Source organism: Bacillus sp. 0102A, from assembly GCF_036765155.1.
Lineage (GTDB): Bacteria > Bacillota > Bacilli > Bacillales > Bacillaceae > Bacillus > Bacillus subtilis_G.
This window is the reverse complement of the sequence record NZ_JBAIZW010000010.1, coordinates 82,856-109,160: the sequence shown is the minus strand read 5'-3', so window position 1 is coordinate 109,160 and position 26,305 is coordinate 82,856. Positions and strand designations below refer to the sequence as shown.

Here is a 26,305-nt window from a genome sequence, read left to right as displayed (position 1 = left end):
ACCAAAAGAAAAAGCACCTCCAAATTTTAGACTGTGTCTAAAATTTGGGGTGCACTTCATAACAGGGCGCTTTCTAATTAAGATGCATATTGAGGAGATGTTTCCGCTTGTCCTGTTTTTTCCTTAGGAATATGAAGGCATTTCGTCATGACCGCACTCGCAAGATAAAGGACTGCAAAGATCCAAACAACGCCCTCTGCACCCACGAGACCGATGAACAGCCAGGCGAGCGCGGGGCCGACAAACGCTGATAAACCTGCAGCCAAATTCAGTACGGACATGGCCGCCCCTTTGTCTTTTCCAGCCACCGTCGGCACAATTGCACCGATCGGCACATAGCCTGCCAGCAACCCTCCCCAAATAAAGCCGATCACACTGACAACCGCTAAACTCCCGCCGGAGAAAACAGGTGCATAATATAATAGGACGGTGAAAATACCGCAGCCGACTCCGCCGAACCAAACAACGGTATTTTTCCAACCGAACTTATCGCCGACAATTCCAAAAATTAGATTAAACACAATGTTCCCTAGAAAAATCGTTCCCCAAATCTGCAGCCACACATTGGTTGAAATTCCATGCTGAGCCATGTGCATCGGCAAAAAGACTGGGAAACCATATGTACCAATACTGTTGATGATTCTGATGATTCCGCCTGTAAGCACCCGCCGATTCGTAAAAAGAATGGTAACCCCTTTTAAAAGCTCCTCAGCTGTTTCTGACCTTTTTCTTTTCTTCTTTTCAAAACGGTCTTTATTGATCAACAATGCGAAGAATGCACCAAGACATACCCAGAAAATAGAGCTCCAAAGCGTATTCAAATAACCGAACGCTTTGATCGCGTAGCTTGAGTACCAAGCACCGAACACAAACATGCCCAAGCAATATGCAATCCAAAACCAGCCGACAGCAGTGCTTAGCTTGTTTTGCGGTGTTCTGTAAATGACCCATGTCAAGAAAGAATAAGCAAAAAGCGGGTAGCCTAACCCTTTTACAAAGTATGTCACATACATCACTGGAAGGTTCAGCTGTTCAAATCCAAATACGATAAAGGCAGCTGTACCGATCACATAAAACAGCAGCCCCATAAACATCGTCCGTTTTGCGCCGAATGCTTCAAGACATACACCCGAAAACCAGGAAGCAATGGCCAGCGCGATTCCGTATATGCTAAAAATTGAAGCGGATTGCTGAACCGTAAGTCCGTTTTCGATCAGAAAAGGACTGAGCCATCCTTGTTCAAGCCCGTCTCCCATCATAAACAAAACAACCCCTAAAAACCCCCAAGCAAGCCGCTTCGGTATTCCAATTTTATCTAACATATCTGTCTCCTCCTTAGGTGCGTGTGTCAATTACCGTATTACCTTGTTAAAGCCGAAAATTAGATCATTCCTCAAAACAGTAGCAAATGCCCCTTATATCAACACTTTGTCTGAACCTGAAAAAAAGCGCTGTGTTTGCTTCCATTCCTCATATAAAGCAAGTTCGACCTGACAGTCCTGCGGTTTGATCAACCGGGCTTTTGGTGACATCTCTTCCGTCAATTGAAAGGTTTCATTGCAAATGACTGCAGCCCCAACGACAGATGCCTGATGATATCCCTCTTGAACATAAATTTTTCTCTGAAGAAGGTCCGCGATATATTGAGTGAGTGCTGTGCTTTGGAATCCTCCTCCGCACACCCAAACATAGTCACGTTCAAACGGAGTAACCTCTGTTAATATGTCAAAGTTCCATTTGATCGAAAATGCGATCTCTTGCAACGCCGCACGTACAAAATGTGCTCTCTTTAAATTTGCTGAAAGCGGGGCATCAAAAAGAAAACCGCCTCTCGTTAACGCATTCTTTTCTGCCGATAAGTAAGAACCGAGAGCCGCCACACATGCATTGTCTCCCTTAGCAAGGGCAGAAATCTCCTCCTCCATCACTTCGTACGATTCATTCGGATAAAAAATCTGTTTTAATTTTTGATAATTCAAACCGGTAATCCCCGGATTCGTTTCCAAAAGCCAATGTCCTTGATCTGTATGGCAGTTCAGCCAGGCTTTATGTTTTGTGTCGTCATGATCAGCCGTAATTTTGGTAATCGGCGTTGTTGTCCCTGATACAATGACAATGTCCTCAAGCGCGGCGCCGGTGCTTTTCACAGCCAGCTGTGTATCTCCGCCCCCTGCTATCACTTTTGCATGTATAGGAAGGCTCAATTCAGACGCATACTCATGTGTTATCGTTCCAATCGCTGTTCCCGCTCTTACAAGAGGCGGAAGGATGGATGGAGAAAAGCCGAATTTGCCGCACATCTCTTTTGACCAAGTGTTTTGCTTCACGTCAAACAGCAGGGTTTCAGTTGCCTGTGATGGTTCATATGTCAATATTCCGCTCAGCTGGTATGTCACCCAATCACTGATGCTTGTAAAGCTCGCTGTTTTTTCCCATAAAGAGGGCTGGCGCTGTTTTAAACCATAAAGCTTGAGCGCAGAAAAAAGTGCAGTCGGCAGTCGGCCTGTGCGACTGTATATCTCTTCCTGATTGGGTATGCTCTCCTCCCACTCACGGCCGCGGTTATCAATGTTCGGCAGCCCGAGAAAAGAGTCGCCGTTTTGATCGATCAGCACAATCCCCTGTCTTTGACTCGTCGATGTCAAACCAATAATGTCAATATCACCTGAACGGGAAAGCGCACGTTTTGCCAGTTTCATTACTTGCTTCCACAGCACCTGAGGAGAAAAATAACGGCTGTCCGGGTAAAGCGTCTCGGTTGAATACACGATGTCCTCCCGTTCAACTGTTTGAACGTTGCCCGATGTACCTACGACCGCTACTCTCGCATTCCCTGTGCCGATATCAAAAACGAGATAGCCTTTTTGTTTTTTCATTGCGTTACCCTCCTTTCTTATCCCTCTGTTTTTAGTTCATCTTTGTTATATAATGTCGGAATAAGCAGTGTTTTTTGAACCTGCCACTTTGTGAGGGCTTCGTTCAGAATCGTCACGTGATGATCCTCCACCTCAAAGGTTGCTCCAGCGAGATGCGGTGTTGCCAGAACATTAGGCAATGAAATGAATTCGTAGTCTGATTCTTCTGGGGGTTCATGATAAAAAACGTCTAAAATCGCTCCTCTGATTTTATATTCTTTTAATACAGATAAAAGATCTTCACGGTTTACCACAACAGCTCTTGATGTATTGACGAAAATCGCACTCTCTTTCATCAGATTAAAATACGTCCGATCAATAAGTGCCAGTGTTTCCTCGGTACGAGGCAGATGAACAGAAACGATATCACTGTCTGAAAACACCGTTTTAAGAGATACTTTTTCATATTGAGGATGATCGTCTTGTACATATGGATCGTAATACTTTATTTTACAATCGAACGCAGTCAGCAGTTTTGCAATCCTTTGCCCAACTGCTCCGAACCCAACCATGCCGACCGTTTTTCCTGTTAATTCATTCCCTTTGAATTTGACATAAGCCTGCAAATAATCGCTTTCCCACTTCCTATCCTTCAACCATTGATTAGAGGTGCTGGTATGGCGGAGAAAGGAAATCACATTTCCGATAAACATTTCAGCAACGGCTTGTGCATTTCGCCCGGGTGTATAGAAGACGGGTATACCTCTATTTGACGCTGCTGCCACATCCACATTGGACGGCATTCCCCTGCATACGCCTATAAATGAAAGTTCTGGAACAGATGCAAATACGCTTTCTGTTACTTGATCTAGCTCCGTAATCAAGCCCGTGGCGTTGGATTCTTTTAATAGCTGAATGAGTTCATCTTCCTTATATGCCCGTCCTTTTTCCTTCCAGGATTGATAAGCAACTGAGCCGAATAATTTTTGAAGCTCTTTTCGTCCTTCTTCGTTGTACGGTGCTGTAACCAAAACAGTCATGGTGCAAAACATCCTTTTCATCAAATTTTGCCATAAAAAAATCTCTTTCCGAAGATGGAAAGAGATTCATATATAGGCACGCCCTGTTACAGTCAGACGCCGGTATAAACCTTACTTTCCTATCTTTCAAGCTGACGCTTGCTGGAATTGGCACAATAATGTTGCCGAGGTTTCATAGGGCCAGTCCCTCCACCTCTCTGGATAGAAAATGTTAAGTATGTAATTTTCAGAATGAAGAATACGTTTATCATAAAGAAGTCTCAGATTGATGTCAATCACTTTTTTCAGAATTGACGTTATCATCCGAAATGTTATAATTCTTACAAAATATCTAAGAGAGGAACTGGGCCATGAAATCTTTCGCCACACAACAAAACGGCATTTTCAAATCGGTTTGCTCGCTGGACTGCCCGGATCAGTGCGGATTGTTAATACATAAAAAAGACGGAAAAATTGTGAAAGTGCAAGGTGATCCCGATCATCCTGTGACCGCCGGAAACATATGCAACAAAGTTCGAAACATGACGGAGCGCATCTATGATGAAAAGCGGCTGACGACACCGCTTAAACGAACAGGTGCGAAAGGCGGGGCGACATTTGAACCGATTTCTTGGGATGAGGCGATCGATACCATCACCTCACGCTGGAAACAGCTGATTGATAAAGAGGGAGCTGAAAGCATACTTCCTTACAGTTTTTACGGAAATATGGGAAAATTAACAGCTGAAGGAATGGACCGCCGCTTCTTTTATCGTCTGGGCTCAAGCCAGCTTGAACGGACGATTTGCAGCAAAGCGGGATCTGAAGGTTATAAATATACAATGGGTATAAGTGCGGGAACCGATCCCGAGGAAACCATTCATACGAAACTATTTATTTTTTGGGGAATCAACGCGGTCAGCACAAACATGCACCAAATCACAATTGCCCAAAAAGCTCGAAAACAAGGGGCCAAAATTGTCGTGATTGATGTGCATAAAAATCAAACAGGACGTCTCGCAGATTGGTTTATTCCTATTAAACCCGGAACCGACAGCGCACTGGCCCTTGGCATCATGCACATTTTATTTAAAGAAAACCTTCATGATGAAGCGTTTTTGTCTGAATACACGGTCGGCTATGAAGAGCTCCGTGAACACGTGAAACAGTATGATCCGGAAAAGGTATCGCTGATCACCGGTGTCAGCACCGACGATATATACCAGCTGTCAAGAATGTACGGCGAAACCTCCCCTTCTTTTATCAGAATCGGAAACGGACTCCAGCATCATGATAACGGCGGGATGATTGTACGGACGATTGCCTGTCTTCCGGCGATCACCGGCCAATGGCTCCACACAGGGGGCGGCGCAATAAAGCATAACAGCGGCATTTTAGAATATAACACGAATGCCTTGCAGCGGTCTGATTTACTGAAAGGGCACACGTCGAGGTCGTTTAATATGAATCAGCTTGGCAAAGTGCTTTTGGAACCAGATCCGCCTATTCGCTCTCTTTTTATTTACGGGACGAATCCTGCCGTTGTTGCGCCAGAAGCGAACAAAGTCAGACAGGGCTTGCTGCGGGAAGACTTGTTTACTGTGGTTCATGATTTGTTTTTGACGGAAACGGCTGCATATGCAGACATTGTACTGCCTGCGACATCAGCTTTTGAAAATACTGATTTTTATACTTCCTACTGGCATCATTACATTCAGCTTCAGCAGCCGGTGATTGAGAGATATGGAGAAAGCAAATCAAACACTGAGGTGTTCCGATTACTGGCTGAAGCAATGGGATTCACAGACCAGGAGCTCAAAGATTCAGATGAAGAATTAATCCGTCAGGCGCTTGACCATCCAGATAATCCGTATTTGGCGGAGATTGATTACGATTCACTAAGAAAGCATTCATTTATGAAAGCGAAACGCGAAAAGCCGCTGTTTCCATCCGAACTTCCGACTCCAAGCGGAAAAATAGAATTATATTCAGAAAAAATGATGCAAGACGGTTTACCGGCTTTACCGACACATACGCCTCTTGCAAGCGATGACGAACATCCGTTTATGTATGTTCCGGGGCCAAACCATAATTTCTTAAACTCAACGTTTTCCAACAATGCAAAGCACATCAAGCTTGAAAAGACGCCAAAGCTCTTTATTAACACAACTGATGCTGAAAAATACGGAATCGTTGATGGAGACCCTGTACGAATTTGGAACAGCCGGGGAGAATGTGAACTGGCCGCTGCAGTCGGAGAACAAGTGCTGCCAGGTGTCGTAGTCAGCCAAGGATTATGGGCGGATGAACCGGGAAAAAAACAACTCGTCAACGCGCTTACCCCAGACCGCTTATCCGATATGGGCGGCGGCGCAACCTTTTTTTCAGGCCGCGTGCAGATAGAAAAGGCTTAAAAGAAACCGTCAGAGCACATTCTGGCGGTTTTTTGGTTAAAAAATGAAACCTGGCGTATGCTCAGCTCGTATAACCTAACATCGAGATAATGGAGGCATGCATATGGACGTTTTTTTAGGAATCGGTATTGCTTTGGCTGGATATTTTATCGGTGAAGGTTTAAAGCAAATGAATCATCCAAAATCATATGAAAAAAGTGATACCTTGCTTATAAAAGAACGAGATATTTACTATTACATCGGTTATTTTTTAGGAATAACGACAGCAGAGGCAAAACAGTTAGCTGGAGACACGAAAGACCTTCCTTACATTGAAGTAAACGGAAAAAGGTATGTACAAAAACATTTGTTAAAAGAATGGACATTCACATTAGTTGAGAAACATCAGGGTGAATAAAACAAAACTTGAGGAGAGCGAGATTCATTAGACACGCTCTTCTCAGTTCAGCTGTATAGACAGCTTTCTCTCATTTCATACATCTTTCATCATATTTATCTTCAATTTCTCCTCTTATGATAAGTAAGAATGCCACTCACCAAAACATTTATTTAGGCATTGATATCATTTTTTACACAGTGTCTCTCCTTTTTAAAATTTGAACCTGATTCACTTTAGACACCGATGAGCTGTACACGTTTATAAAGGATCAGAGAATCCCAAAACCAGTAAATCACTGCAGATGCATACAGCGATAAAAGCAAAAACTCCAAACAGAAAAAAATCATATAATAAAGCAAGTGCTCCTGTGAATAAGGCAATCATCGGCATGCGATAACTGATGAAAAAATAAAATCCGAAAAACAAACTAAAGGAAAGGCTGGATAGCCCTGACGTCACAAAATGATATGATGCGTTTTTGTTCTATTTTTCTCCTTCTATTACTCAGCAGTTCCCCACCTTTATACAGCCTATTCATCTACAGTACTAACGAAAGGTCTCATAAATGACCTTTGCCTATATTAAAAAATACGACTGGCATGAAATTGACTCTCTTGCCTAAATGAGAAAGAGTCAACGAAAAAAAGCGAATGAATACATACCTAACAGACAGAATAAGAAGAGTTAATCATTCAACATTTTTCATAAAGGGGTGAAAACAATGAGTAAAAAAGGAATTCAAAATTCAAGTATTGAACAAATAAGAAATGACCATGAGACTGAGACAGCTTTTAAAGCAGATGATCCTAAAAAACATGGTTCTGATCCTAAAAGAACAAGATAAGTTTTTGCATGAATCTCGTATGACACGATAAAATTTCAACAATCTGGAGTGAGTAAAGTGACGCAAAAAAATGGAGCAGACAGACCGGATGACTACAAAAGATATTCTTCATTAGACAAGGAGTATGATTTTCAGCAGTCTTTAAACGCAGGTGATAAGACAGAGAATGTAAAAACTGAAAACCACACTCATAATAAAGAAAACATAAATGACACCACGGAAGTTGCTGGAAGATTTTTCGAACCTTCCGATTATAAAGGAACCACGCAATTGGAAAAAGGATTGGCTGAAACTCATGAACAAGTCAGTGATGACTATTTTGAAGGAACGATTGATCAAAATTTGGACTAGTCATTCAAACGGAGCTAACTTTAAAAAGCAAGTCAGCTCCGTTTGAAGAAACAATCACCATGAAAATAACGATCCCCAAATCAGCTCCCTCATAAACATAAAACCCCACCGAATAAGATGGGGTTTAAAGAAATGCAACCTAATTAATATTTAAAACGATTAATGACGGTTTGAAGTTCTTCCGCCAACTGGGATAGAGACTCAGCAGCATAGGAGATTTCCTCCATTGAATTGAGCTGTTCCTGTGATGACTTCGCAACCGCTTCTGTATTTGCTGACGTTTCCTTTGTGCCAGCGGCCAATGTATGAACTGTATGCTGAATCACTTCAACGCCGGATGTAAGCTGTTGAGTTGCCGCTGCCACTTCTTGTATTTGCGAAGCGACTTGTTCCACAAGGTTCAATATTTCATTGAAATTCCCTGTTGTCTCTTGAGAAAGAACAATACCTGAGCTTACATTTTCTTGAACAACCTTGATATTATTCACCGTTTCAACTGATTCATTTTGGATGGTTGTTACCACCGATTGGATGTGATTGGCAGATTTATTTGTTTCATCGGCCAATTTCCGAACTTCTTCGGCCACCACAGCAAAACCTTTTCCTTGCTCTCCGGCTCTGGCCGCCTCGATCGCTGCATTCAAGGCCAACAAATTTGTCTGCTCGGATATATTTGTGATAAGCGAAGAAATATCACTGATTTCTGCTGTGCTTGATACCAATGCCTGCAAACCATTGCCGGCTGAATCTACAGATGTATCAATGAACTTCATCTGCTCTAACATTTTGTTAACGGATTTAGACCCTATTTCAGCTTTATCTCTCATTGAAGTAGAAAGATCCGCTATGTTACCTGTATTTGAAGCAACAGATGAGAGACTGTCTAATAATTCACTAATGGATTCCGCACTTTTTTCTGTCATTGAGCTTTGTTTTACATTGCTGTCGGCAGCCATCTGCATGGCTCCGGAAATATGCTCAGAAGTTGATTTTGATTCTTCCGCGCTTGCCGATAATTCTTCGGAAGATGCGGCAACTTGTTCAGATGAACTGCTGATCTGCTTCACAATTTGTGTTAATGATTGGGTAAAAGAATTGAAAGATTGAGCAAGCTGACCAAATTCGTCTTTATTTTTCACAATGACTTTTTTAGTTAAATCAGCGTCTCCGTGAGCAATTTCCTCCAGCTGCTTATTCATGCTTCTCAATGGCACCATAATAGACTTTAACAGCAATAAACTTAAAACAATGCCTAACATAATTGATATCCCTGTGACAATGCTGATAAACCATTGACTCATTTCCCCATTGGCGCGTATTTCACCTTTTAGATCCTCGACCTCTTGATCCAGATGGTCAGAAAGCTTGTCGACAGCCGGATCTACCACTTCTTTTCTTAACGTTCTTTCTTCTCCAAAATGGATGGTTTCTGCTTTTTTAGGATCCGAAGAGTAGGCTTTTACCACTTGCTGATTTAAAGCTCTATACTGCGTGAAACTTGTCTTAATGTCTTCAATATTTGATTGATAATTCTCTTCATCAACCAAGTCATTGACCCGATCAAGGCTCTTTAAGACATCGTCTGCTTTTTCCTTCATTCCCTCGTCATATTCTTTATCACCGGTAATCAGAAAGCCTCTCTCATCATTTGATAAACCGGTCAATCGATATTGGATGTGTTTCATTTCTTTTTGGAATTCCATTTTGTCTTTAAGTTCTTCATTCTTTTTCACAGTAGAAGAAATCATAAAAACTGAGGAGCCTCCAATTCCAATGATTGAAATAACTAATATTGATATAATCCCCAGCAATTTTGTTTTCACTTTCATGTGTCGATTCCCTTTCTGCACTATGTAATGTTTAAGCGTTTGAGTGTAATTCGCTTACACCCATGTCAATAATATCGACAGGTTTAATAAAGTTTATAGTGCTATCAGCATGATGAACAATCCAATTATTTGCATATCTGGACATTGCAGAAAAACCGTGCGAGACATCTGCTGCCTTGTCTACTTAGGTATTTCAAATTGTTCTTTTTCGCTGCTTTTATTCAGGCATACTAAAAAAGGCTTTTCCGATTTCAAATAGACTGAACAGGCTGTTCTTTCGAAAATATAATGACAATACACAGCTATTTGAAGGAGGAAACGTCAAATGGGGATCATCAATGGAAAGGAATTCATTGACCGATTGAATAAACTAGAAAACGAAGTATAGTATGATGGCGAAAAAATAGCGAGTCATATTTCCGATCATCCTGCATTTAAAGGGATCATCAGAACGAAAAGTTCGCTTTATGATTTGCAAACGAAGGATGAGGTCATGAATGAAATGACTTATTGCCTTCCTGGAGAACATGATCCTATCGGCCTCTCTTACCTTCAGCCTAAAACCAAGAGTGATTTGAGAAAAAGAAGGAACATGATTGAACATTGGGCCAGACATACTCACGGGATGATGGGGAGAAGTCCTGATTACATGAATACAGTTATGATGAGCTTTGCATCTTCAGCAGAGCTTTTAAGAGATAAAGAGAATTGCTTTCCGGAACATATACTAGACGTGTATAAGCAAGCTGCTAAGCATGATCTTTCCTTTACCCATACCTTCATTACGCCCCAAGTGAACCGGTCACAGTCTTATTTAGGGATCAGCGAAAAACCGATATCTGCTAAAGTCATCGATAGAACCGAAAAAGGATTAATCATACAAGGCGCACGTCTTCTTGCAACCCAAGGCGGGTTAACAGATGAAATTCTGGTTTTTTCGGCACCTGAATTTTTCTTTGAAACGGATGAAGCTTATGCTTTTTCGATATCCTCTAATACAAAAGACCTTAAATTCATCACACGAGAATCATTTGTAGTAAGCGAATCTGCCTTTAATCATCCCTTAAGCTCAAGATATGAAGAAATGGATTCAATCGTTGTTTTTGATCACGTGTTAGTGCCATGGGATCGTGTGTTTTTTTATGATAATGTGGAAGCAGCTAAAGATTTTATGACAAAAAGCTCCTTTCATGCCTTTACCTTTCACCAGGTTGCCATTAGACAAATGATCAAAATTGAATTTCTATTAGGAGTCGCGCAGCTGCTGGTCGAGACTATTAATGTTTCTGAATATCAGCATATACAAGAAAAACTCTCTGAGATCATTGTGGGATTGGAAACCATTAAAGCACTCATTGACAAATCAGAAAATGACGCTCAGTTAGATGAGTGCGGCTATATGCGTCCCAGTTTGATCCCGCTTCAAGTCGTCAGTACGGTCACTTCTACTCTATATCCCCGATTAACGGAAATCATTCAATTAATTGGCGCTAGCGGAATGGTGACGCTGCCGACAGAAAATGCGTTTAACTCAGAGATACGGGAAGATCTTGACCAATACCTCCAAGCAACCAATGCAAATGCTGAAGAGCGTGTGAAAATTTTCCGTTTGGCGTGGGGATTTAACCATGAGTTCATTCGGAACAAGGCAAACTCACTACGAAAGATATTTTTTCGGAGATCCTATTCGGATTTCAAGCAGACTGTATACCAGTTATCCAATGCAGCAGCAAGTAAACATGATTAAAAAATTTTTATATCCAGATGCTGAGGATTGATAACTATTTAAAAATGAAAAAACAGCGGGAAAAGGTCCGCTGTTTCGTATTTTTCATTCAGGAAACTGTACATGGCCCGGCACTGTATATGCATTGGACGTTCCGCTTTCAGGCAGCTTCGGAATGGTGTCTTTCACAACCTTTCCGCGGATGTCCGTCATTCTGACTTTGAGAGAGCCTGTCCCTACATTGGTACTGACAAAATGGTTATAGTCCATTTTTTCCATGTTGACCCACTTTCCATCTTTAGCATATTCCATTTTCATAACAGGATACTTGTGATTTCTGACTTGGATTGCAGCCCACCACCTGCTGCTTCCTTCTTTGATCCTGTACGTGAAATTCCCTGTGATTGGGGCTTTGACAACACGCCATTTGATATTGATTTTTCCATCTTTCATATTGCCGATTTTACGGAAAGCATTAGGTGAGAGATCCAGAGCTCCCTGAGCGCCTTCAGGATACAGATCGGTAACGTAGACCATTGTTTTTCCTTTTGGCCCCTCGACTTCCAAATAAGAGCCTGCGAGTGCCGCTTTCACTCCCCCGTAATTGAGATCTGCCGGATTGATTGCAGCAATCTCCATATCGGAAGGAATGGGATCCAGCAGGAAAGCTCCTCCTGAATAACCCGACCCTGTATACGTTGCATAGCCTTCATGTTGGTCGTCATATGCTGCCGAAGCTTGCGGGGAAAAACAAAGGATCATCAACAAAACCACGCTAACAAATGCACTGATTTTCTTTTTCATACATGACCTCCTCAATCCAGACTTTAAATGAGAATCATTATCATTATAAGACTCAATTCATCTGGTTTGAAAGAGGAAATAGATTCATAGATGGTTTTCATACATAATCACTATCATTCCTATATCAAAGGAAGCGTTTTATGAAAAAAACAATACGAATGAATGAGTATGCACATCAGCCGAATTTCTTATTTTATTTACTGAGCAAAATTCGCATAGCAATAAAGGACATGAAACGCGTTTTTGGCTCGATAACAGTATGAGGAAAAGTTATTTTTCCCCGCTCAGTTTCAACTTAGCTGTCATCATGATGCCAAATATCAGCACGATCGGAACCCAAATGATGATGTCATAAAAATCAGGATCAGCGAAAGCTACAATAATAGCCCCCACACAATATAAGATAATAGCCAGCGCTCTTAACACAGCATCTCTTAAAAATGTCTTCTTCTGCTTCTTAAAAAACAAACGGCCGGACAAATCCTCTAAAAGAGAAGCCAGTGTTCCGGTCAACACAGTTGAAGAAATACCTGCGATCCCCAGCTTTTTAGCTGCTATTGTTTGAATCCCCATCGATATGCTCATGAGAATAATAAGGATGTATACAGGAACAAAAGCCGAATAAAAAGAAAGACAAGCAAAGACAAACAAAATGAATGCTTCAAGCGCAAGCGCTTTTGTCACCGCAGTAGGCCACAGGGTATTTTCTGCCTTTCCGACCATCAGTGTTGAAATAATCACGCCACATATAAATCCGATTAGCGCGGTCAAAGAATTAAAAACTGTGACCTCAAGGGATTTGCCGATCGCCAACCCCAACAATACAATATTTCCAGTCATATTCGCTGTGAAAACATGTCCCAGACTTAAATACCCGATTACATCCACGATTCCAGCTGTTAAACATAAAAGTGAAAGCAAGGTGTTTCGATAAGCTGCTGCAGTCAACGGTGTATCAATCCCTTCTTCTAATTTCAAGTATGTCTTTTAACGAAATCTGTTTATTTTGAAATAACCCGGATTTAATTAGGAAGATAGAACCTATTATTCCATTCCATTAACTGTAATAATAATCTCCGCAAGGAAATTTATTAATTGAAAGGGGCAAATTATGCTGAAACGATTTTGTTTATGGTTCGCCGTGTTTAGTTTGTTTTTGGTTCTCTTGCCTGGAAAAGCGTTTGGAGCTGTCGATTTTCCAAACACCTCAACGAATGGCCTTTTAGGATTTGCCGGAAATGCTAAAAATGAAAAAGGCATTTCTAAAGCGAGCACAACGGGCGGAAAAAACGGCCAGATTGTTTACATTCAAAACGTTAATGATTTAAAAAACCATCTAGGAGGATCAACTCCGAAAATTTTAGTTCTTCAGAATGATCTTTCCGCATCTTCGAAAACAACAGTCACCATTGGCTCAAATAAAACACTCGTAGGCTCTTACGCGAAAAAAACGCTGAAAAATATTTATTTAACAACTTCATCTGCTTCTGGAAACGTCATTTTTCAAAATCTGACATTTGAACACAGTCCGCAGATTAACGGAAATAATGATATCCAGCTTTATTTAGATTCCGGCATCAACTATTGGATTGACCACGTCACATTTTCAGGCCACAGCTATAGCGCAAGCGGAAGTGATTTGGACAAGCTCCTGTATATCGGTAAATCAGCAGATTATATCACGATCAGCAACTCAAAATTCGCGAATCATAAATACGGTTTGATTTTGGGATACCCTGACGATTCACAGCATCAATATGACGGCTATCCCCACATGACAATCGCCAATAATTATTTTGAGAATTTGTATGTAAGAGGCCCGGGCCTCATGAGATACGGATACTTTCATGTTAAAAACAATTACAGCAACAACTTTAACCAAGCGATTACCATTGCCACAAAAGCAAAAATATATTCAGAATATAACTACTTTGGGAAAGGCAGTGAAAAAGGCGGAATCCTCGATGACAAGGGCACTGGCTATTTCAAGGATACAGGCAGCTACCCGTCTTTAAACAAGCAAACCTCTCCGCTGACTTCCTGGAATCCCGGATCTAACTATAGCTACCGTGTCCAAACGCCGCAGTATACAAAAGAATTTGTCACAAAATATGCCGGATCACAGAACACAACACTGGTATTTGGCTACTGACACAAAAGAGGCCTGCGTAAAAAACGCCGAGCCTCTTTTTTACTTATAGGCCGATCTTGTTGCACTTCATCAAGCCCAGAGCCGGTCAAACCATTCTTATCAAAAAGTGTATTGTCTTTTTCACAATCACTTCTCAATCAATTTTTTTATTATACCAGTTTATCGCAAGTAAAAAGAATAAATCGAATCGGATCATACAAAGTTTCAAAATCGGTTTTCTATTTACATATCATTTAGTTTTTATCATCTATAAACTAGACCGCCATCAGTTAATATGGCTTGACCGGTAATATAATCAGAGTCATCTGAAGCTAAGAACGATACCAGATTAGCAACATCCTCGGGGGTTTGATATCTTTTCAGGGCTATTTCCGAAGAAAATTTTTCAAAAGCTTCCCCTGGCTGCAGGTCATCACTGTGTTTTACCATTTCTTCATCAATTCTGTCCCACATTTTTGTTTTTGCGACTCCGGGGCAATAAGCATTCACCGTTATTTTATACTTTGCCAGCTCTTTAGCAGCTGTATGTGTAAAAGACTTCACCGCATGCTTCGTCGCTGAATATGTGCCCAGCATTTCAAATGACTCGTGACCAGCTATACTGCATGCGTTAATGATTTTCCCCTTTGTTTTTTGTTTCCTGAACTGATCAGCGGCTGCTTGAGTGCCAAAGACAACTCCATTCACGTTAACCTGAAACAATCTATTCAGTTGTTCTTCTGTTATTTCCAAAAATGGAGAAACAGCTTCAATACCCGCATTGTTTACAAAAACATCTAAGCGGCCAAACTGATCTGCTGCTTCTTTAACCAAATTGAATTGGTCTTCACGCTTTGATACATCCCCTCTAACCCCAATCACATGAAAGTGTTTCTCTTTGAAATCTGAAACCGTTTCATTCAGCAGTGCTCCATTGATATCATGCAGCACTACACGAAAACCATCTTTACATAGTCTTTCTGCGATGCCTCTCCCTAATCCCCCTGCTGAACCTGTAACTATCGCTGTCTTGGACATAAACATTCCCCTTTCGCAATAAGTTAACGTGACTATATCTTTATTTTAACAAATCAATAACTCTCCGTATCATTTAAAGGGCTGATACAAAAAAACAGTTTCTATATGTAGAAATTGCTGTTATAATTTCAAACCCACATTGCCTTCTGATTTGGTTCAGGTTGTCCATACCAGAAACACTTTCTTTTTTGCTTGTTCATTGTATTCTTGAGACTTCAACTCATTACAAAAAGGCCAAGTTTCAAACCGGCCTTTACATTCAATCTTTTATTAGAATTCGTACAACTCATCAACTGATAACCGTATAAATCTTTAACTTTCCCATCCCCACAATTTTAACCAATATAAGCTTTAACAATAAGTCTTTTAAACTATTCCTGCATCTTGTAATGAAAATGCCGTATTAATCTACTGACTAATCCAGCATGATACATTATGAATTTATCTAAACTATGCCTTTTCTAAATGATTCATGAAATTAGGATCATTAAAAGGGACATTTGCTTTACTGAAATCCGTTGTATTCAAAGCATTCCTCGCTGCCGGTGTTAAGTTTTCCCACCCAATTAATGGCTGAGTGCCCCCTACTTGATCACTAATATGCAATTCATGGTTTAAGGGCCATGTTCTGTCGTATGCAATTAACGGATGTGTATCCTTCATATTTCTTTCATTTGGCTGAACATTCGTGAATTTTCCGTGCCCGGAGTATGCGATAGATAAAACTTTTGGATTTTGATTAGACGGATTATCGACCCAAACTACAATTCCTTCCCAGTCATGTCTATGCCCCAACCTTGGAGAAGCCTCATCCTTTGGAAAATACCAAGAATACATGATTGCCCACACGCCATTGTACCAAGTTGAACGTGAATAAACTTGTCCGGTATGTTTACTGCAATCTCCTTCAGGCGTTCCAGTCGGCTGTAACCCGCCACTTGTATTGCCTTGTGCATCTACTGTCGGAAAGGGTACACAGCCGCTATAAACCTTCAATACGGCTGGAACTTTTTTCGGCTTTTTGAGAAATAGTAGTTGAGGCAACTTCATCGAAACCTACTGCTTTGTCATGATCAATGACAGCAGCATCAACTGTTGGAACTAAGCTGATAAAAACGAGAAGTGACATCAAAACAGCAAACGCAATTTTCTTCATTTCACTTTCCTCCTTATCGCATTAGTTATGTAAAATCCAAACTGCCAAGTCATTATACAATGGTGAAATCCCCATTCAATCAAATTTACAGAATCTTAAAATCAATAAACAGAATCGATACGATTATTCATCATTCTTTACCTTCAAAGCAGCCTGAAGAACACATTTCGGTTTTTGATTTTCATGTTTCCAGCCCAGGTTTCTCATTAGTAAACTCACTTAAAAATCATTCCCCTGAGCTTCTTGAAGCACAAAATGATGTAGTGTAAGCTTCTATAATAGGATTTTGTGAAGGAGTTTCATCCCTTAGTGCCAATGTATTTTTATTATAATGAAAATTTAATATATAGATTAGTTAGTACATTTTATAAAATACCTCTTTACTAAAAACTGCTCTCACACTCATTTTATAAAATCAAAAAACACCCCTTCATACATAAATCAGAGGTGTTGAATAAAACTTATTTCGTCTTAACACTTCTCAGAAAAGCACTTCTGTTCTCTGTGGCAGTTGTCAGCATCGTCATTTTCATTAAGCCGTTGAACTAAAGCTTCTTTAGCTTTTCCTTCATTTAAGTTAGTAGCCCGAATAACAAAAGTCACGACTTAACATTTACTGCTAGTTGATTGTGTTAAGTAAACTCCTTAATTATTTTTCAGATTTGTCAGAAAAATAACCGAACCACATTAAACTAATAACGCCGGCAGCACCTAAGATTGTCATTATGATATAAGCCCATGTGGGTAAATCCATACACTTCCCCTCCTAAAAATTAAATAAAGGAATCTCTATCTTCAATTAAGGTCTTCTTCTTTCTTTTTCTTGTCCAGTTTAATACTTATAAAAATGTTGATGATTGCAGCTGGGAGATATAAAAACCCTACTCCCAGAGTGCCTAAAATTGTACTTACAATTATGATGTAACTTTTTGTCATCACTTGACTGTCAATCAAAATAAGAAGTGTAATTAATCCAGCTAAAACACCTGCAAACCAAGCATTGCCAACAGCATAAGAATCATCAAGAACTCCTATCAATTGGCCAAAGATTGAGATTCCAACAGCAGTCAAACTGGATAGAAAAAGGTAATGATTTCATTTTCCCCCTCCTTAAACAGCTATTCTCATTAGTGATTCAAGGATTGGAACATTGAGAATTGCTGCTCGTCTTCATCAAGTCGGCTATCTTTAATACCATGATTTCTTATGTAATTTCATTTCTTCTGTTTGTTTTTTCTCCCCGGTCTTCCACTCCACTTTAACTACTAGATCATGTCCTATTACTTCCTCTTCAGGCATAAAATCAAAGGTAGCGATGTGGTCTTCCATATAACCTCCATCTGGCATTTCTTCACCTGTATACTCTGATAAATCATAATCTTCTCTGTCATCATATTTTTTACCATCTATGTATAAAGTGATTTTTTCAACAACAGTTCTTTTTTCGTCCTTCTTACTTCCCTGCCAGTACAAATTCAAAAAGTAATTAGGACCAATTGAAGTTTTATCTGATTTTTCAAGGTTAGAAACCCATATTCCGTTTTTTTCGCTGCCCTCATATTTTACTTTGTTTTCTGACATTATTACAAAGATTGATACGATGCAGATCACCAAAAATACAGTCATCAGCAATAGCCATTTTTTATTGTTCTTTTTTCTCATGTTTTTCCTCACTTCCCTCATTCTTTTAGTAGAAAATGCGATCAAAATGTTACAGAAAATTAAAAAGAGCAAGTGAGCCAACAGAGGGTTGCTCTAAACTTTTTAAACTTAAATTAAAGGAAGATTAAAACTTATAACATGCTTTAAATGCATGTTTTGTTTCATTAAGTCAATAACCTTCAAAATTATTACATTAATCCCTAAAATTATGATAATATCTTTATGAGATATTTTCGAATTTTGAGAGTGAAAGTGTTGATGAATTAGCTTACTTAGCCGCAAAAAGTTTTGAAACAATAGGTGCTTTTGAAGAGGCTGCAAGCTTTTTCAACGAAAAGATTTGGGCTGAACAGAAAATGAATCAGGTGGAGGGAATCTTTTGAAAAAAATAGTGCTTTGTGTGTCTATTTTAACTGTGATTTTAAGTGGAGTAGCTTTAACACAATTGAGTACTGATTCACCATCTAGCATCCAAGTTGCTGAAAGGCCGGTCGGAGGTTAAGGAGAAGAGCATTCGATATAGCCCGCCTCATGAGAGTGGGCTTTTTATTTTTCCATTACTCCAAGCTTCCTACACCTTAAGGCAGCATTAAGTTCGCTAACAATAGCTTGTTGAATAATTTTTATACTTATTTTATCCTTATGATTCAATGATAAGTACCTATTATCAGTATATAATTAGATCAATGAATTCTTATTAGCAGAACCACAAAATAGTAAGGTGTTACTATGAATTTTCAACAGATAAAAGAGGGACTAATTTGATAGCAAAATTATATTCATGTTTAATTTGCGGATATAAAGGATTAAGTCAAAATCCTTTGTATAAAGGCGAGTATCAAAAAACGTTTGACATTTGTCCATGTTGCGATTTTGAGTTTGGCTACAGTGAGGACCATGATGTAAGATTAGGCTTTATTGTCACTCCGGATCATTTAATTGAGGCTGCATTTCAATTGTATCGCAAACAATGGATTGAGTCCGGGATGAAAATTGCTCATCCTGAAGATATTACAGAAGAATTAAAAAATGGTGGTTGTTTAAAATTTGAAGTTCTGTTGAAACAACTGAAAAACCTAAATCTTGACATAGAGAATTTTGAAATTAACGGCTTTAATGATTAACTGAGGTGGTTTTTTGGTTTTTCAAAGGTGTAACAGTCTTTATCTTTACAATGTCAAGCTAAAATGCGCAGAAAGTGATTCAACTGCTTGTTCATTTCAATACTTTTCTATTCGTATTCAATAAAGACTTTGTGATCGTCAACAAACATTTCACTTCCATCAGATAAGTGTATCCAAAAAGCTTCCTCTGGTTCTTCTCTATAGTCAAAAATTGCAGTAACTTTGATGTTTGACTCATCTTTGACTGGTTTTCCAACTGTTATTTTCGTTTTTTCCTCTGGCAAAGTAATGGATTTAATCATCAAAACCATCCCATCTTATCAGTTTTACTCTCCCTCTTCCCTTTCCTTTCTCCGTAATATGCTTAATGCTGATTCATCTCATCTATATAAGAAATATGAATATTCTATTTCAATGACTGACAAATTTTAAAATAAGATGCTTTAACGCCTAATTAACGCCCTCTTCAGTGAATTTAAAGGTCTGTTTTAAATTGCGTTCTTCTTGCCCTTTTTGCGTCCAGATTATAACAACTTCTAATTCAGATGCTTTATCTGCCAGCATAAAATGCTTGAACCTCAACGGCGAGCCATCGTTTAAACTTTCAGCTAACGTTTTAGCATCATCTATTTGTTTTACACAATTTTCATCGGGGCATCCAAAAAGTGAAAACCTTGTGATTGAATTAGGATCATTTCTATACAATTGCACATCCACCGTAGCTGCTTCTTTCCCAATATTGTTGACTTCCAAGGAATAAACATTATATTTCCCTTTTTTAGGTGCCACAAATTCCTTTACATTTTTTGCTTCACTTACTTCTACTGACCACTGTTCCGTTTTTTGTGTAATGGGCAACACCGTAAAAGTAAGAGCGTGCGCTTTTGATTGAACAAAAGTAAACGCAAATAATATTACATATAAGAAAAATAATACCTTCTTCACTTCATTTATCCCTCCTTTCTTTTTCATTCGCTTGTCCAATAATAGTATCCTATTGCCGCTCGGCATTTATTTCTTTCGGTATTTGAGATGGCGCTTTAGGGACTTTTCTCAGTTTGTTATTGATCATATCAGAAGAGTACAACGTAACAATCATACTCCCTCCATACCGTTTTGCCCGAATTAATATTGGCTGGTTATATTGGTTTTTAAAGAGAAAGTCTGGACCTCCCCAGCTTACTGTCGCATCACGTCCGGACGGAACATATGGTACGCTTCTTGAATGAGAATAGCGCTGAACGATTCGCAGCCCCGCACGATCGACTGCATTAAATAGTGTTGAAGATACCTGGCAAATTCCTCCGCCTACACCTTCAGACAACTCACCTTTAACGATAATGGGCGCACTCTTGTATCCTTTGTCTTGAGTTCTCATCCCAACAACTTGATTAAACGAAAACGTCTCATTAGGGAAAACAACATGATTGTTAATCGCTTTTGCAGAAAGAGAAATATTGTGTGAACGGCTTTTATTGTTCGAATTAAAATACGTTACGTACTGACCGAGCTGATGTGTACTGATGTGAGCAAGCAGCTCGCTGTCAACTTTCGGATATATGTTCAATTCCGGCACTTCTACCTTGGAGGGGCCATGGCCATAGAAATAGGCATAAAACTTTTCCTTAAACGCCTGTTGATAAAGTCTGTAACCAACCCTGCCCGGGACAATGCTTCCCTGTTCGTTAAGCACAGCATTAGCCGGCTCCCGGTAAATTTCCTGATCCAGCTGTTCGATCAATTTCCGGTATTTTTCATGGTCAATCATTGGAGTACCAGGAAGAGGCATTGTAAAGTTTTCACGGGTAACAGTAGCTATCGTCCGCCCTTGCTGTGTGACCGTTAAGCTGTCAGGCGGCTCGCTCGGTTGAGCCAATAATAAAAGACCAGTGATCCAAATTTGTATCATAAGTCGTTTACCTCCCGACCATTAGTATGGGCATCAGCTTATTCTTTGATGTATTTCTTCCTATCGCTTGTTTGAATATTTAGATGTTGATTCGCTTATTTTTGAGTAATAGAAAAACCACATAAGTGAGCTATAACTTTAATTGTTCTCTGGTTCAATTCGCTGCCAAGTTAAAAAAAGACTAAAATGATAAAGATGTAATAACAACAATAAAATAATTTATCTTAATATTTTTTTATTGTAAAACGATAAATATCATGTTAAATTCAAAATGACAACAAATCAGTGAGGTGCTTTTTATGAATCGAGTCTCAACACTCTTTTTAAAGATTGCCGTAATTCTTATCGGACTCCCGATTCTTGCTTTGTGCATTTTTGCGGTGCCGAAGATAGCCAATTATGCAGCGGAATTAGTTCCAAATATCGCTTATATCAAATATCTCGTTTTCATCTATTTGTATGTAACGGCGATTCCTTTTTACTTTGCTCTTTATCAAGCGTTCAAACTTTTAAGCTATATTGACAAGAACAAAGCTTTCTCTAACATTTCTGTAAGAGCTTTAAAGAATATAAAATACTGTGCGGTCACAATCAGTATCTTGTATGCAGCAGGCATGCCGGTCTTTTATCTGATGGCCGAGATAGACGACGCCCCGGGTATCATAGTCATCGGATTGGTCATTATTTTTGCTTCAATGGTGATTGCAGTCTTTGCTGCTGTTCTTCAAAAACTGTTAAAAGAAGCGATTGATATAAAATCAGAAAATGACTTAACGGTCTGAGGTGATGAACATGGCAATTATTATCAATATTGATGTGATGCTTGCTAAAAGGAAAATGAGCGTAACAGAGCTTTCGGAGAGAGTCGGCATCACGATGGCTAATCTTTCGATATTGAAAAACGGAAAAGCAAAGGCCATTCGATTATCAACTTTAGAAGCGATTTGTAAGGCTTTAGAATGCCAGCCCGGAGATATTTTGGAATACCGAAGTGATGAAGATACACAAGATTCATAAAGAGGACACGGTGACACTATGGACGTAAAGCTATGTCCATCTATGCGTGCCTTACATATAATCAGAAAAAAAGTTTGGAGGCACATATCATGAGAGCGTTAAAACAACTCTTTCATTTTGGCTGGGAACAGGCCCTTTCGTGTTTGTTTCCTGTCGTTATTTTTGCCTCTTTGGCTATCACACAAATCATCCCTCTTCCCTTCTTGCCGCGGTATGACTGGCTGCTCATCATCTGCGTTTTCATGCAGGGGCTGATGGTGCGTTCCGGGCTTGAAACACGAGATGAATTAAAAGTAATCTCCTTGTTCCACCTTATTGGGCTTGCTCTTGAACTTTTCAAAGTCCATATGGGCTCCTGGTCTTATCCAGAAGAAGGATATTCCAAAATGTTCGGGGTGCCTTTGTATAGCGGCTTTATGTACGCAAGTGTAGCCAGTTATCTTTGCCAGGCGTGGAGAAGGCTTAAGGTTGAACTGGTGAAGTGGCCGCCGTGTTTTGCAGTTATCCCGCTTGCCGCTACGATCTATTTGAATTTTTTTACCCACCATTATTCAATTGACATACGTTGGTGGTTATCTGGACTTGTCATCATTGTCTTTTGGAAAACATGGGTCATATACGAGGTGAATGGAACTCATTACCGGATGCCGCTTGCACTTTCTTTTGTGCTCATTGGATTTTTTATATGGATAGCGGAAAATATCGCAACGTTTTTTGGGGCTTGGACATATCCAAACCAAACCGAGGCATGGAGTCTTGTTCACCTAGGAAAGGTGAGTTCATGGCTTTTGTTAGTGATTGTTAGCTTTCTTATCGTAGCGACGTTAAAACAAGTTAAGGAACAGAATCCCACAAAGACAGAGATTGATGAACCTTTTTTAGGTTGAAGTTCTCCTAGCGTATAAAGTACCAAATAAAATGAAAAAGCAACGTTCGAATTGTTGCTTTTTTCTTTTTTTAAACTCTACCGATGAGTATTCATTTTCCTCTAGGGCTAGATCACAGAATAATTGTGGAGAAATCGTCTTTTGCCATCCTTTAAGAACATCAATAAAGTCTTCGAACACTTTTTATAAAACGTCTTAAACTAAGAGTTTTTATGCTCCTCTTCTAGACTAGAATCACCTTATTACGTCTGCGGATTCAGATGACGACTGTTTTCAATATCTTGATAAACTCATGCGCCGCCGGCGTTATTTCATCAAATGAGTGCGCGATGACGCCAATATCACGGGTAATCCGGGGAATGATGTCTTTTTTGATCAATTGATGCGGAACAGATGAAAGTGTAAAGTTTGAAATAATGCCTATGCCCAAGTTATTTTTGACCATATTGATCAAGGTTTCGGCATTTTGCACAGTCAAGTTTTCCTTTAATTCAATATGGTGCTGCTGAAACGTATTTGACATTGCAATTTCATGACCGCCTTTGCAAAAAATAAGGTCATCTTGATATGTGTTGAGGTCGACATGCTTTTCCTGTTTTAATTCATTATCTTGCGGAGGGATGACGGCCACCATATAGTCGTTACATATTAGTTGATAGTCAAATGGGTCAAATGGAGATGCCGCGATCCCAATATCAACCGTCCGATCCTCGACCCACCCTTTGATTTGATCAGAGGTCCCCTCGACCAATTCTATGCGGATCAGCGGGTAGTTTGATCTGAATGCCGCAATCGCCTGCGGCATGATATTTGTTGAAACAGCAGGAAATGAACCAATTTTCACCTTCCCGCTTAACAGCTTGTTTTCCCGGTTGGCTACTTGATATATTTTGCTTTCAATCCCCTTCATTTGCCTCGCCAGTAGCAAAATTTCCTTTCCGACGTCAGTCAGCATTAAACCATGATGTTTATCCCTGATCAATAATTTGAGCTGGAGCGAGTTTTCGAGGTTTTTTATCGCTTTGCTTACCGCCGGCTGAGAGATGAACAATTCTTTTGCCGCTTCTGTAATGTTCAATTTCTCCCCGACTTTTATAAATATGTGAAGATGGTTCATATTCATAACTATTTGGTTATACCCCCAATAATAAAAATGTATTTCAGTTATATACAAATGTAACATATGATAGAAACCAGCACGATATTTAAACAAGAAAGGCGGCTTATTAATGGTAAAAGTCATGCTGGGAATCATATCTGTCACACTTATTTGGGGCTATACTTGGGTTGCGATGAAAGTAGGAATTCATGACATTCCCCCGCTTTTATTTTCAGCATTACGTCTGTTCATCGGGGCGGTTCCTTTATTTCTCATTCTCTTCATTCAAAGAAAAAAACTTTCAATTGGAAAACAATATGTCAAAAGCTATATCATCATGAGCCTGCTGATGGGCCTGGGCTATATGGGGATCTTAACGTATGGAATGCAGTTTGTCGATTCAGGGAAAACCTCTGTTTTGGTGTATACGATGCCTATATTTGTTACGGTGATCAGCCATTTTACATTAAACGAGAAAATGAATGTATATAAAACGATCGGGCTGATAAGCGGCTTCTCCGGACTTTTATTCATTTTTGGAAAAGAAATGCTGAATGTCGACCAAAGTGCTTTATTTGGAGAACTGTGCGTCCTTGCGGCAGCGCTTAGCTGGGGAATTGCGAATGTGTTTAGCAAGCTTCAATTCAAGCATATCGATATCATTCATATGAATGCCTGGCATCTACTGATGGGAGCCGTCATGTTGTTGATGTTTTCCTTTATATTGGAGCCGGTCCATTCAGCCGAGTGGTCATATCAGGCGGTTTGGTCATTGCTGTTTAATGGTTTGCTTTCTACAGGCTTTACATTTGTCGTATGGTTTTGGGTGCTCAATCAAATCGAAGCGTCAAAAGCATCCATGGCATTAATGTTCGTTCCCGTTTTGGCTCTATTCTTTGGATGGTTGCAATTGCACGAACAGATGACCATAAACATCATCATCGGCGCACTGCTGATATGCTGCGGCATTTTTATGAATACATTTAAATTATCACGACAGAAAGTGTGATTTTTTAAAGATATACTTTTTCCTTGTCGATGTTGACCTCGTATGATAGGAGACGGCTATTATGAGTGCGTCTTCTAGGATCCTGACTGCAGTCTATTAAACAATGAAAAAAGCTAATGTCTGCATGTGAGACATTAGCTTAAATGGCTGGCGTTTAGGTTGGTGGGCAAGCCACTTGCAGGCAGCTTTACTTGTAAAACCGGGTTGCTTTTTGTAATACAATTGCATAGTGCTTATACTTCGGCAGAATTCAAATAATAATTGCTTATGTATGAACAATTTTTTCCGCCTTGAATTTTTCCAGCTGGCCAAAATGGATTTTTTTATCTAAAAAGCCTTAAATACTGAATTAAAGAAAAACATCAAGATAATGATGGCTAGTACAATAACAATCTCAAAAGTATGTGAACTGCTATCTTCTTTTTCTTGTTCAGTCTTCTCCCTCATTTGTTCCCTATATTTTCTTTGTATTTCATCCTTTTTCTTATCCATCTTACTCGACTCCCTTCAAAGTAAAGCCAAGCAATTCTGAATTAGTAAAAATTAATTATCATCTTTCACCTTCATTTTTTTCAATTTTTTTGTGAAAGGTAATTAAAATCACTGTTTCTAATATTGTTTAGTTTGATGTCTTTATTTATCTCTTGTGCATACGGGGTAATGAAATCCACAATAGGGGTCATATCAAAAGGAAAATCGTAGTCCAGCAGCTCAGAATTTGATTTATATACCTGCTCTTTAATAAAGAAGTGGCAATCTGGTTTCATGTTTAACAGACCATCTATAAAAGAAAAGGTATCCGCTGTAAAGTTTTCAAGAAATCTTTCTTCAGTGAATGCAATGACCTGAATAAAATTTGAGGAACCCTCATATTCATTTTCATCCTCTATACCAATTAAAACTGGATTATCACACAGCTCTCCTTTTCTTTTTGAATCAACAATTAAGATATAACCGTAAATGTTTGAAATTTCTTTTTGCAGTACCTGAAAAAACTCGACTTCATTTGTTCTAAGAAGCCTGTAAAATTTTAAATCCATATAAACCTCACT

27 protein-coding genes, 3 pseudogenes and 1 riboswitch are annotated in these 26,305 nt (G+C 39.4%); of the genes and pseudogenes, 13 read left to right on the top strand and 17 right to left on the bottom strand.

Annotated elements, in window-relative coordinates:
• Positions 1–77: 77 nt before the first annotated feature.
• The 3 genes from V6D41_RS20000 to V6D41_RS19990 all read right to left on the bottom strand — a co-directional run bounded on the left by V6D41_RS20000 (position 78) and on the right by V6D41_RS19990 (position 3,916).
• Positions 78–1,322, bottom strand: coding sequence for an MFS transporter (locus V6D41_RS20000; protein ID WP_333519439.1), 1,245 nt, complete (start codon positions 1,320–1,322; stop codon positions 78–80).
• A 93-nt stretch (positions 1,323–1,415) separates the two neighbouring features.
• The gene (locus V6D41_RS19995) at positions 1,416–2,876 is read right to left on the bottom strand and encodes an FGGY-family carbohydrate kinase (protein ID WP_333519438.1); all 1,461 of its coding nucleotides are present in this window, start codon (positions 2,874–2,876) and stop codon (positions 1,416–1,418) included.
• Positions 2,877–2,893: 17 nt separating this feature from the next.
• Positions 2,894–3,916: a 2-hydroxyacid dehydrogenase gene (locus tag V6D41_RS19990; RefSeq protein WP_333519437.1), complete on the bottom strand. Its 1,023-nt coding sequence runs from the start codon at positions 3,914–3,916 to the stop codon at positions 2,894–2,896.
• Positions 3,917–4,011: 95 nt separating this feature from the next.
• A riboswitch (SAM riboswitch) is annotated at positions 4,012–4,103 on the bottom strand.
• Between the two features lie 142 nt (positions 4,104–4,245).
• Here V6D41_RS19990 and V6D41_RS19985 point away from each other — a divergent pair.
• Both V6D41_RS19985 and V6D41_RS19980 read left to right on the top strand, forming a co-directional pair.
• A complete protein-coding gene (locus tag V6D41_RS19985) occupies positions 4,246–6,288 on the top strand; it encodes a molybdopterin oxidoreductase family protein (RefSeq protein WP_333519436.1) in 2,043 nt (680 codons plus the stop codon).
• A gap of 103 nt (positions 6,289–6,391) precedes the next feature.
• On the top strand, positions 6,392–6,685 hold the full coding sequence (locus V6D41_RS19980) for a hypothetical protein (protein WP_148961656.1): 294 nt from the start codon (positions 6,392–6,394) through the stop codon (positions 6,683–6,685).
• A 240-nt stretch (positions 6,686–6,925) separates the two neighbouring features.
• Here the strand turns inward: V6D41_RS19980 and V6D41_RS21590 are convergent, their stop codons facing one another.
• Complete coding sequence (locus V6D41_RS21590; RefSeq protein WP_442893086.1) at positions 6,926–7,126, bottom strand: UPF0715 family protein; 201 nt, start codon at positions 7,124–7,126, stop codon at positions 6,926–6,928.
• 262 nt (positions 7,127–7,388) lie between these two features.
• Here V6D41_RS21590 and V6D41_RS19975 point away from each other — a divergent pair, with 262 nt between their 5' ends.
• On the top strand, positions 7,389–7,511 hold the full coding sequence (locus V6D41_RS19975; protein WP_087991891.1) for a biofilm-forming protein: 123 nt from the start codon (positions 7,389–7,391) through the stop codon (positions 7,509–7,511).
• Between the two features lie 57 nt (positions 7,512–7,568).
• A complete protein-coding gene (locus V6D41_RS19970) occupies positions 7,569–7,862 on the top strand; it encodes a YozQ family protein (RefSeq protein ID WP_087991890.1) in 294 nt (97 codons plus the stop codon).
• Between the two features lie 143 nt (positions 7,863–8,005).
• On the opposite strand, the gene V6D41_RS19965 is transcribed toward V6D41_RS19970, so the two are convergent.
• Positions 8,006–9,691 (bottom strand): methyl-accepting chemotaxis protein, encoded by a 1,686-nt coding sequence (locus tag V6D41_RS19965; protein WP_333519435.1) that lies wholly within the window; start codon positions 9,689–9,691, stop codon positions 8,006–8,008.
• A gap of 325 nt (positions 9,692–10,016) precedes the next feature.
• Here V6D41_RS19965 and hpaB point away from each other — a divergent pair.
• Positions 10,017–11,469 (top strand): annotated as a pseudogene (gene hpaB / locus V6D41_RS19960) (4-hydroxyphenylacetate 3-monooxygenase, oxygenase component).
• A 53-nt stretch (positions 11,470–11,522) separates the two neighbouring features.
• Here hpaB and V6D41_RS19955 read toward each other — a convergent pair.
• Complete coding sequence (locus V6D41_RS19955; protein ID WP_333519434.1) at positions 11,523–12,221, bottom strand: expansin EXLX1 family cellulose-binding protein; 699 nt, start codon at positions 12,219–12,221, stop codon at positions 11,523–11,525.
• A gap of 270 nt (positions 12,222–12,491) precedes the next feature.
• Positions 12,492–13,169 (bottom strand): YoaK family protein, encoded by a 678-nt coding sequence (locus V6D41_RS19950; RefSeq protein ID WP_333519443.1) that lies wholly within the window; start codon positions 13,167–13,169, stop codon positions 12,492–12,494.
• 166 nt (positions 13,170–13,335) lie between these two features.
• Here V6D41_RS19950 and V6D41_RS19945 point away from each other — a divergent pair, with 166 nt between their 5' ends.
• On the top strand, positions 13,336–14,373 hold the full coding sequence (locus V6D41_RS19945) for a polysaccharide lyase family 1 protein (RefSeq protein WP_333519442.1): 1,038 nt from the start codon (positions 13,336–13,338) through the stop codon (positions 14,371–14,373).
• A 243-nt stretch (positions 14,374–14,616) separates the two neighbouring features.
• Here V6D41_RS19945 and V6D41_RS19940 read toward each other — a convergent pair whose 3' ends face one another.
• The 4 genes and pseudogenes from V6D41_RS19940 to V6D41_RS19925 form a co-directional block, all read right to left on the bottom strand.
• On the bottom strand, positions 14,617–15,390 hold the full coding sequence (locus tag V6D41_RS19940) for an acetoin reductase (protein ID WP_333519433.1): 774 nt from the start codon (positions 15,388–15,390) through the stop codon (positions 14,617–14,619).
• Between the two features lie 450 nt (positions 15,391–15,840).
• A pseudogene (locus V6D41_RS19935) lies at positions 15,841–16,546 on the bottom strand (NPP1 family protein).
• Positions 16,547–17,341: 795 nt separating this feature from the next.
• Positions 17,342–17,617, bottom strand: a complete 276-nt coding sequence (locus V6D41_RS19930) for a hypothetical protein (RefSeq protein WP_333519432.1) — start codon at positions 17,615–17,617, stop codon at positions 17,342–17,344.
• A 117-nt stretch (positions 17,618–17,734) separates the two neighbouring features.
• Positions 17,735–18,208, bottom strand: coding sequence for a DUF4944 domain-containing protein (locus tag V6D41_RS19925; protein ID WP_333519431.1), 474 nt, complete (start codon positions 18,206–18,208; stop codon positions 17,735–17,737).
• A gap of 242 nt (positions 18,209–18,450) precedes the next feature.
• On the opposite strand from V6D41_RS19925, the pseudogene V6D41_RS19920 reads away from it, so the two are divergent.
• From V6D41_RS19920 to V6D41_RS19910, 3 genes and pseudogenes are all read left to right on the top strand, one after another.
• Positions 18,451–18,591 (top strand): annotated as a pseudogene (locus V6D41_RS19920) (aspartate phosphatase); the annotation flags it as partial.
• The gene (locus tag V6D41_RS19915) at positions 18,588–18,710 is read left to right on the top strand and encodes a PhrK family phosphatase-inhibitory pheromone (RefSeq protein WP_148961648.1); all 123 of its coding nucleotides are present in this window, start codon (positions 18,588–18,590) and stop codon (positions 18,708–18,710) included. The pseudogene V6D41_RS19920 and the gene V6D41_RS19915, both read left to right, overlap by 4 nt.
• 259 nt (positions 18,711–18,969) lie before the next feature.
• The gene (locus V6D41_RS19910) at positions 18,970–19,332 is read left to right on the top strand and encodes a hypothetical protein (protein WP_333519430.1); all 363 of its coding nucleotides are present in this window, start codon (positions 18,970–18,972) and stop codon (positions 19,330–19,332) included.
• Between the two features lie 107 nt (positions 19,333–19,439).
• Here V6D41_RS19910 and V6D41_RS19905 read toward each other — a convergent pair whose 3' ends face one another.
• From V6D41_RS19905 to V6D41_RS19895, 3 genes are all read right to left on the bottom strand, one after another.
• A complete protein-coding gene (locus V6D41_RS19905; RefSeq protein ID WP_252400930.1) occupies positions 19,440–19,634 on the bottom strand; it encodes a hypothetical protein in 195 nt (64 codons plus the stop codon).
• Between the two features lie 148 nt (positions 19,635–19,782).
• Positions 19,783–20,277: a hypothetical protein gene (locus V6D41_RS19900; protein ID WP_333519429.1), complete on the bottom strand. Its 495-nt coding sequence runs from the start codon at positions 20,275–20,277 to the stop codon at positions 19,783–19,785.
• 49 nt (positions 20,278–20,326) lie between these two features.
• Positions 20,327–21,241 (bottom strand): VanW family protein, encoded by a 915-nt coding sequence (locus tag V6D41_RS19895; RefSeq protein ID WP_333519428.1) that lies wholly within the window; start codon positions 21,239–21,241, stop codon positions 20,327–20,329.
• Between the two features lie 299 nt (positions 21,242–21,540).
• On the opposite strand from V6D41_RS19895, the gene V6D41_RS19890 reads away from it, so the two are divergent.
• The 3 genes from V6D41_RS19890 (at position 21,541) to V6D41_RS19880 (ending at position 23,145) form a co-directional block, all read left to right on the top strand.
• Entirely contained in the window at positions 21,541–22,023 is a 483-nt protein-coding gene (locus V6D41_RS19890) for a DUF2975 domain-containing protein (protein WP_148961645.1), read from the top strand.
• Positions 22,024–22,033: 10 nt separating this feature from the next.
• Positions 22,034–22,258, top strand: a complete 225-nt coding sequence (locus V6D41_RS19885) for a helix-turn-helix domain-containing protein (RefSeq protein ID WP_003220412.1) — start codon at positions 22,034–22,036, stop codon at positions 22,256–22,258.
• 89 nt (positions 22,259–22,347) lie between these two features.
• Complete coding sequence (locus tag V6D41_RS19880) at positions 22,348–23,145, top strand: DUF817 domain-containing protein (protein ID WP_333519427.1); 798 nt, start codon at positions 22,348–22,350, stop codon at positions 23,143–23,145.
• Between the two features lie 256 nt (positions 23,146–23,401).
• Here V6D41_RS19880 and V6D41_RS19875 read toward each other — a convergent pair whose 3' ends face one another.
• A complete protein-coding gene (locus tag V6D41_RS19875) occupies positions 23,402–24,274 on the bottom strand; it encodes a LysR family transcriptional regulator (RefSeq protein ID WP_333519441.1) in 873 nt (290 codons plus the stop codon).
• Positions 24,275–24,374: 100 nt separating this feature from the next.
• On the opposite strand from V6D41_RS19875, the gene V6D41_RS19870 reads away from it, so the two are divergent.
• Positions 24,375–25,253: a DMT family transporter gene (locus tag V6D41_RS19870; protein WP_333519426.1), complete on the top strand. Its 879-nt coding sequence runs from the start codon at positions 24,375–24,377 to the stop codon at positions 25,251–25,253.
• 327 nt (positions 25,254–25,580) lie between these two features.
• On the opposite strand, the gene V6D41_RS19865 is transcribed toward V6D41_RS19870, so the two are convergent.
• Together V6D41_RS19865 and V6D41_RS19860 are read right to left on the bottom strand one after the other, a co-directional pair.
• Positions 25,581–25,745, bottom strand: coding sequence for a hypothetical protein (locus V6D41_RS19865; protein ID WP_148961642.1), 165 nt, complete (start codon positions 25,743–25,745; stop codon positions 25,581–25,583).
• An 80-nt stretch (positions 25,746–25,825) separates the two neighbouring features.
• Entirely contained in the window at positions 25,826–26,293 is a 468-nt protein-coding gene (locus V6D41_RS19860) for a hypothetical protein (RefSeq protein ID WP_333519425.1), read from the bottom strand.
• Between the last annotated feature and the right edge of the window lie 12 nt (positions 26,294–26,305).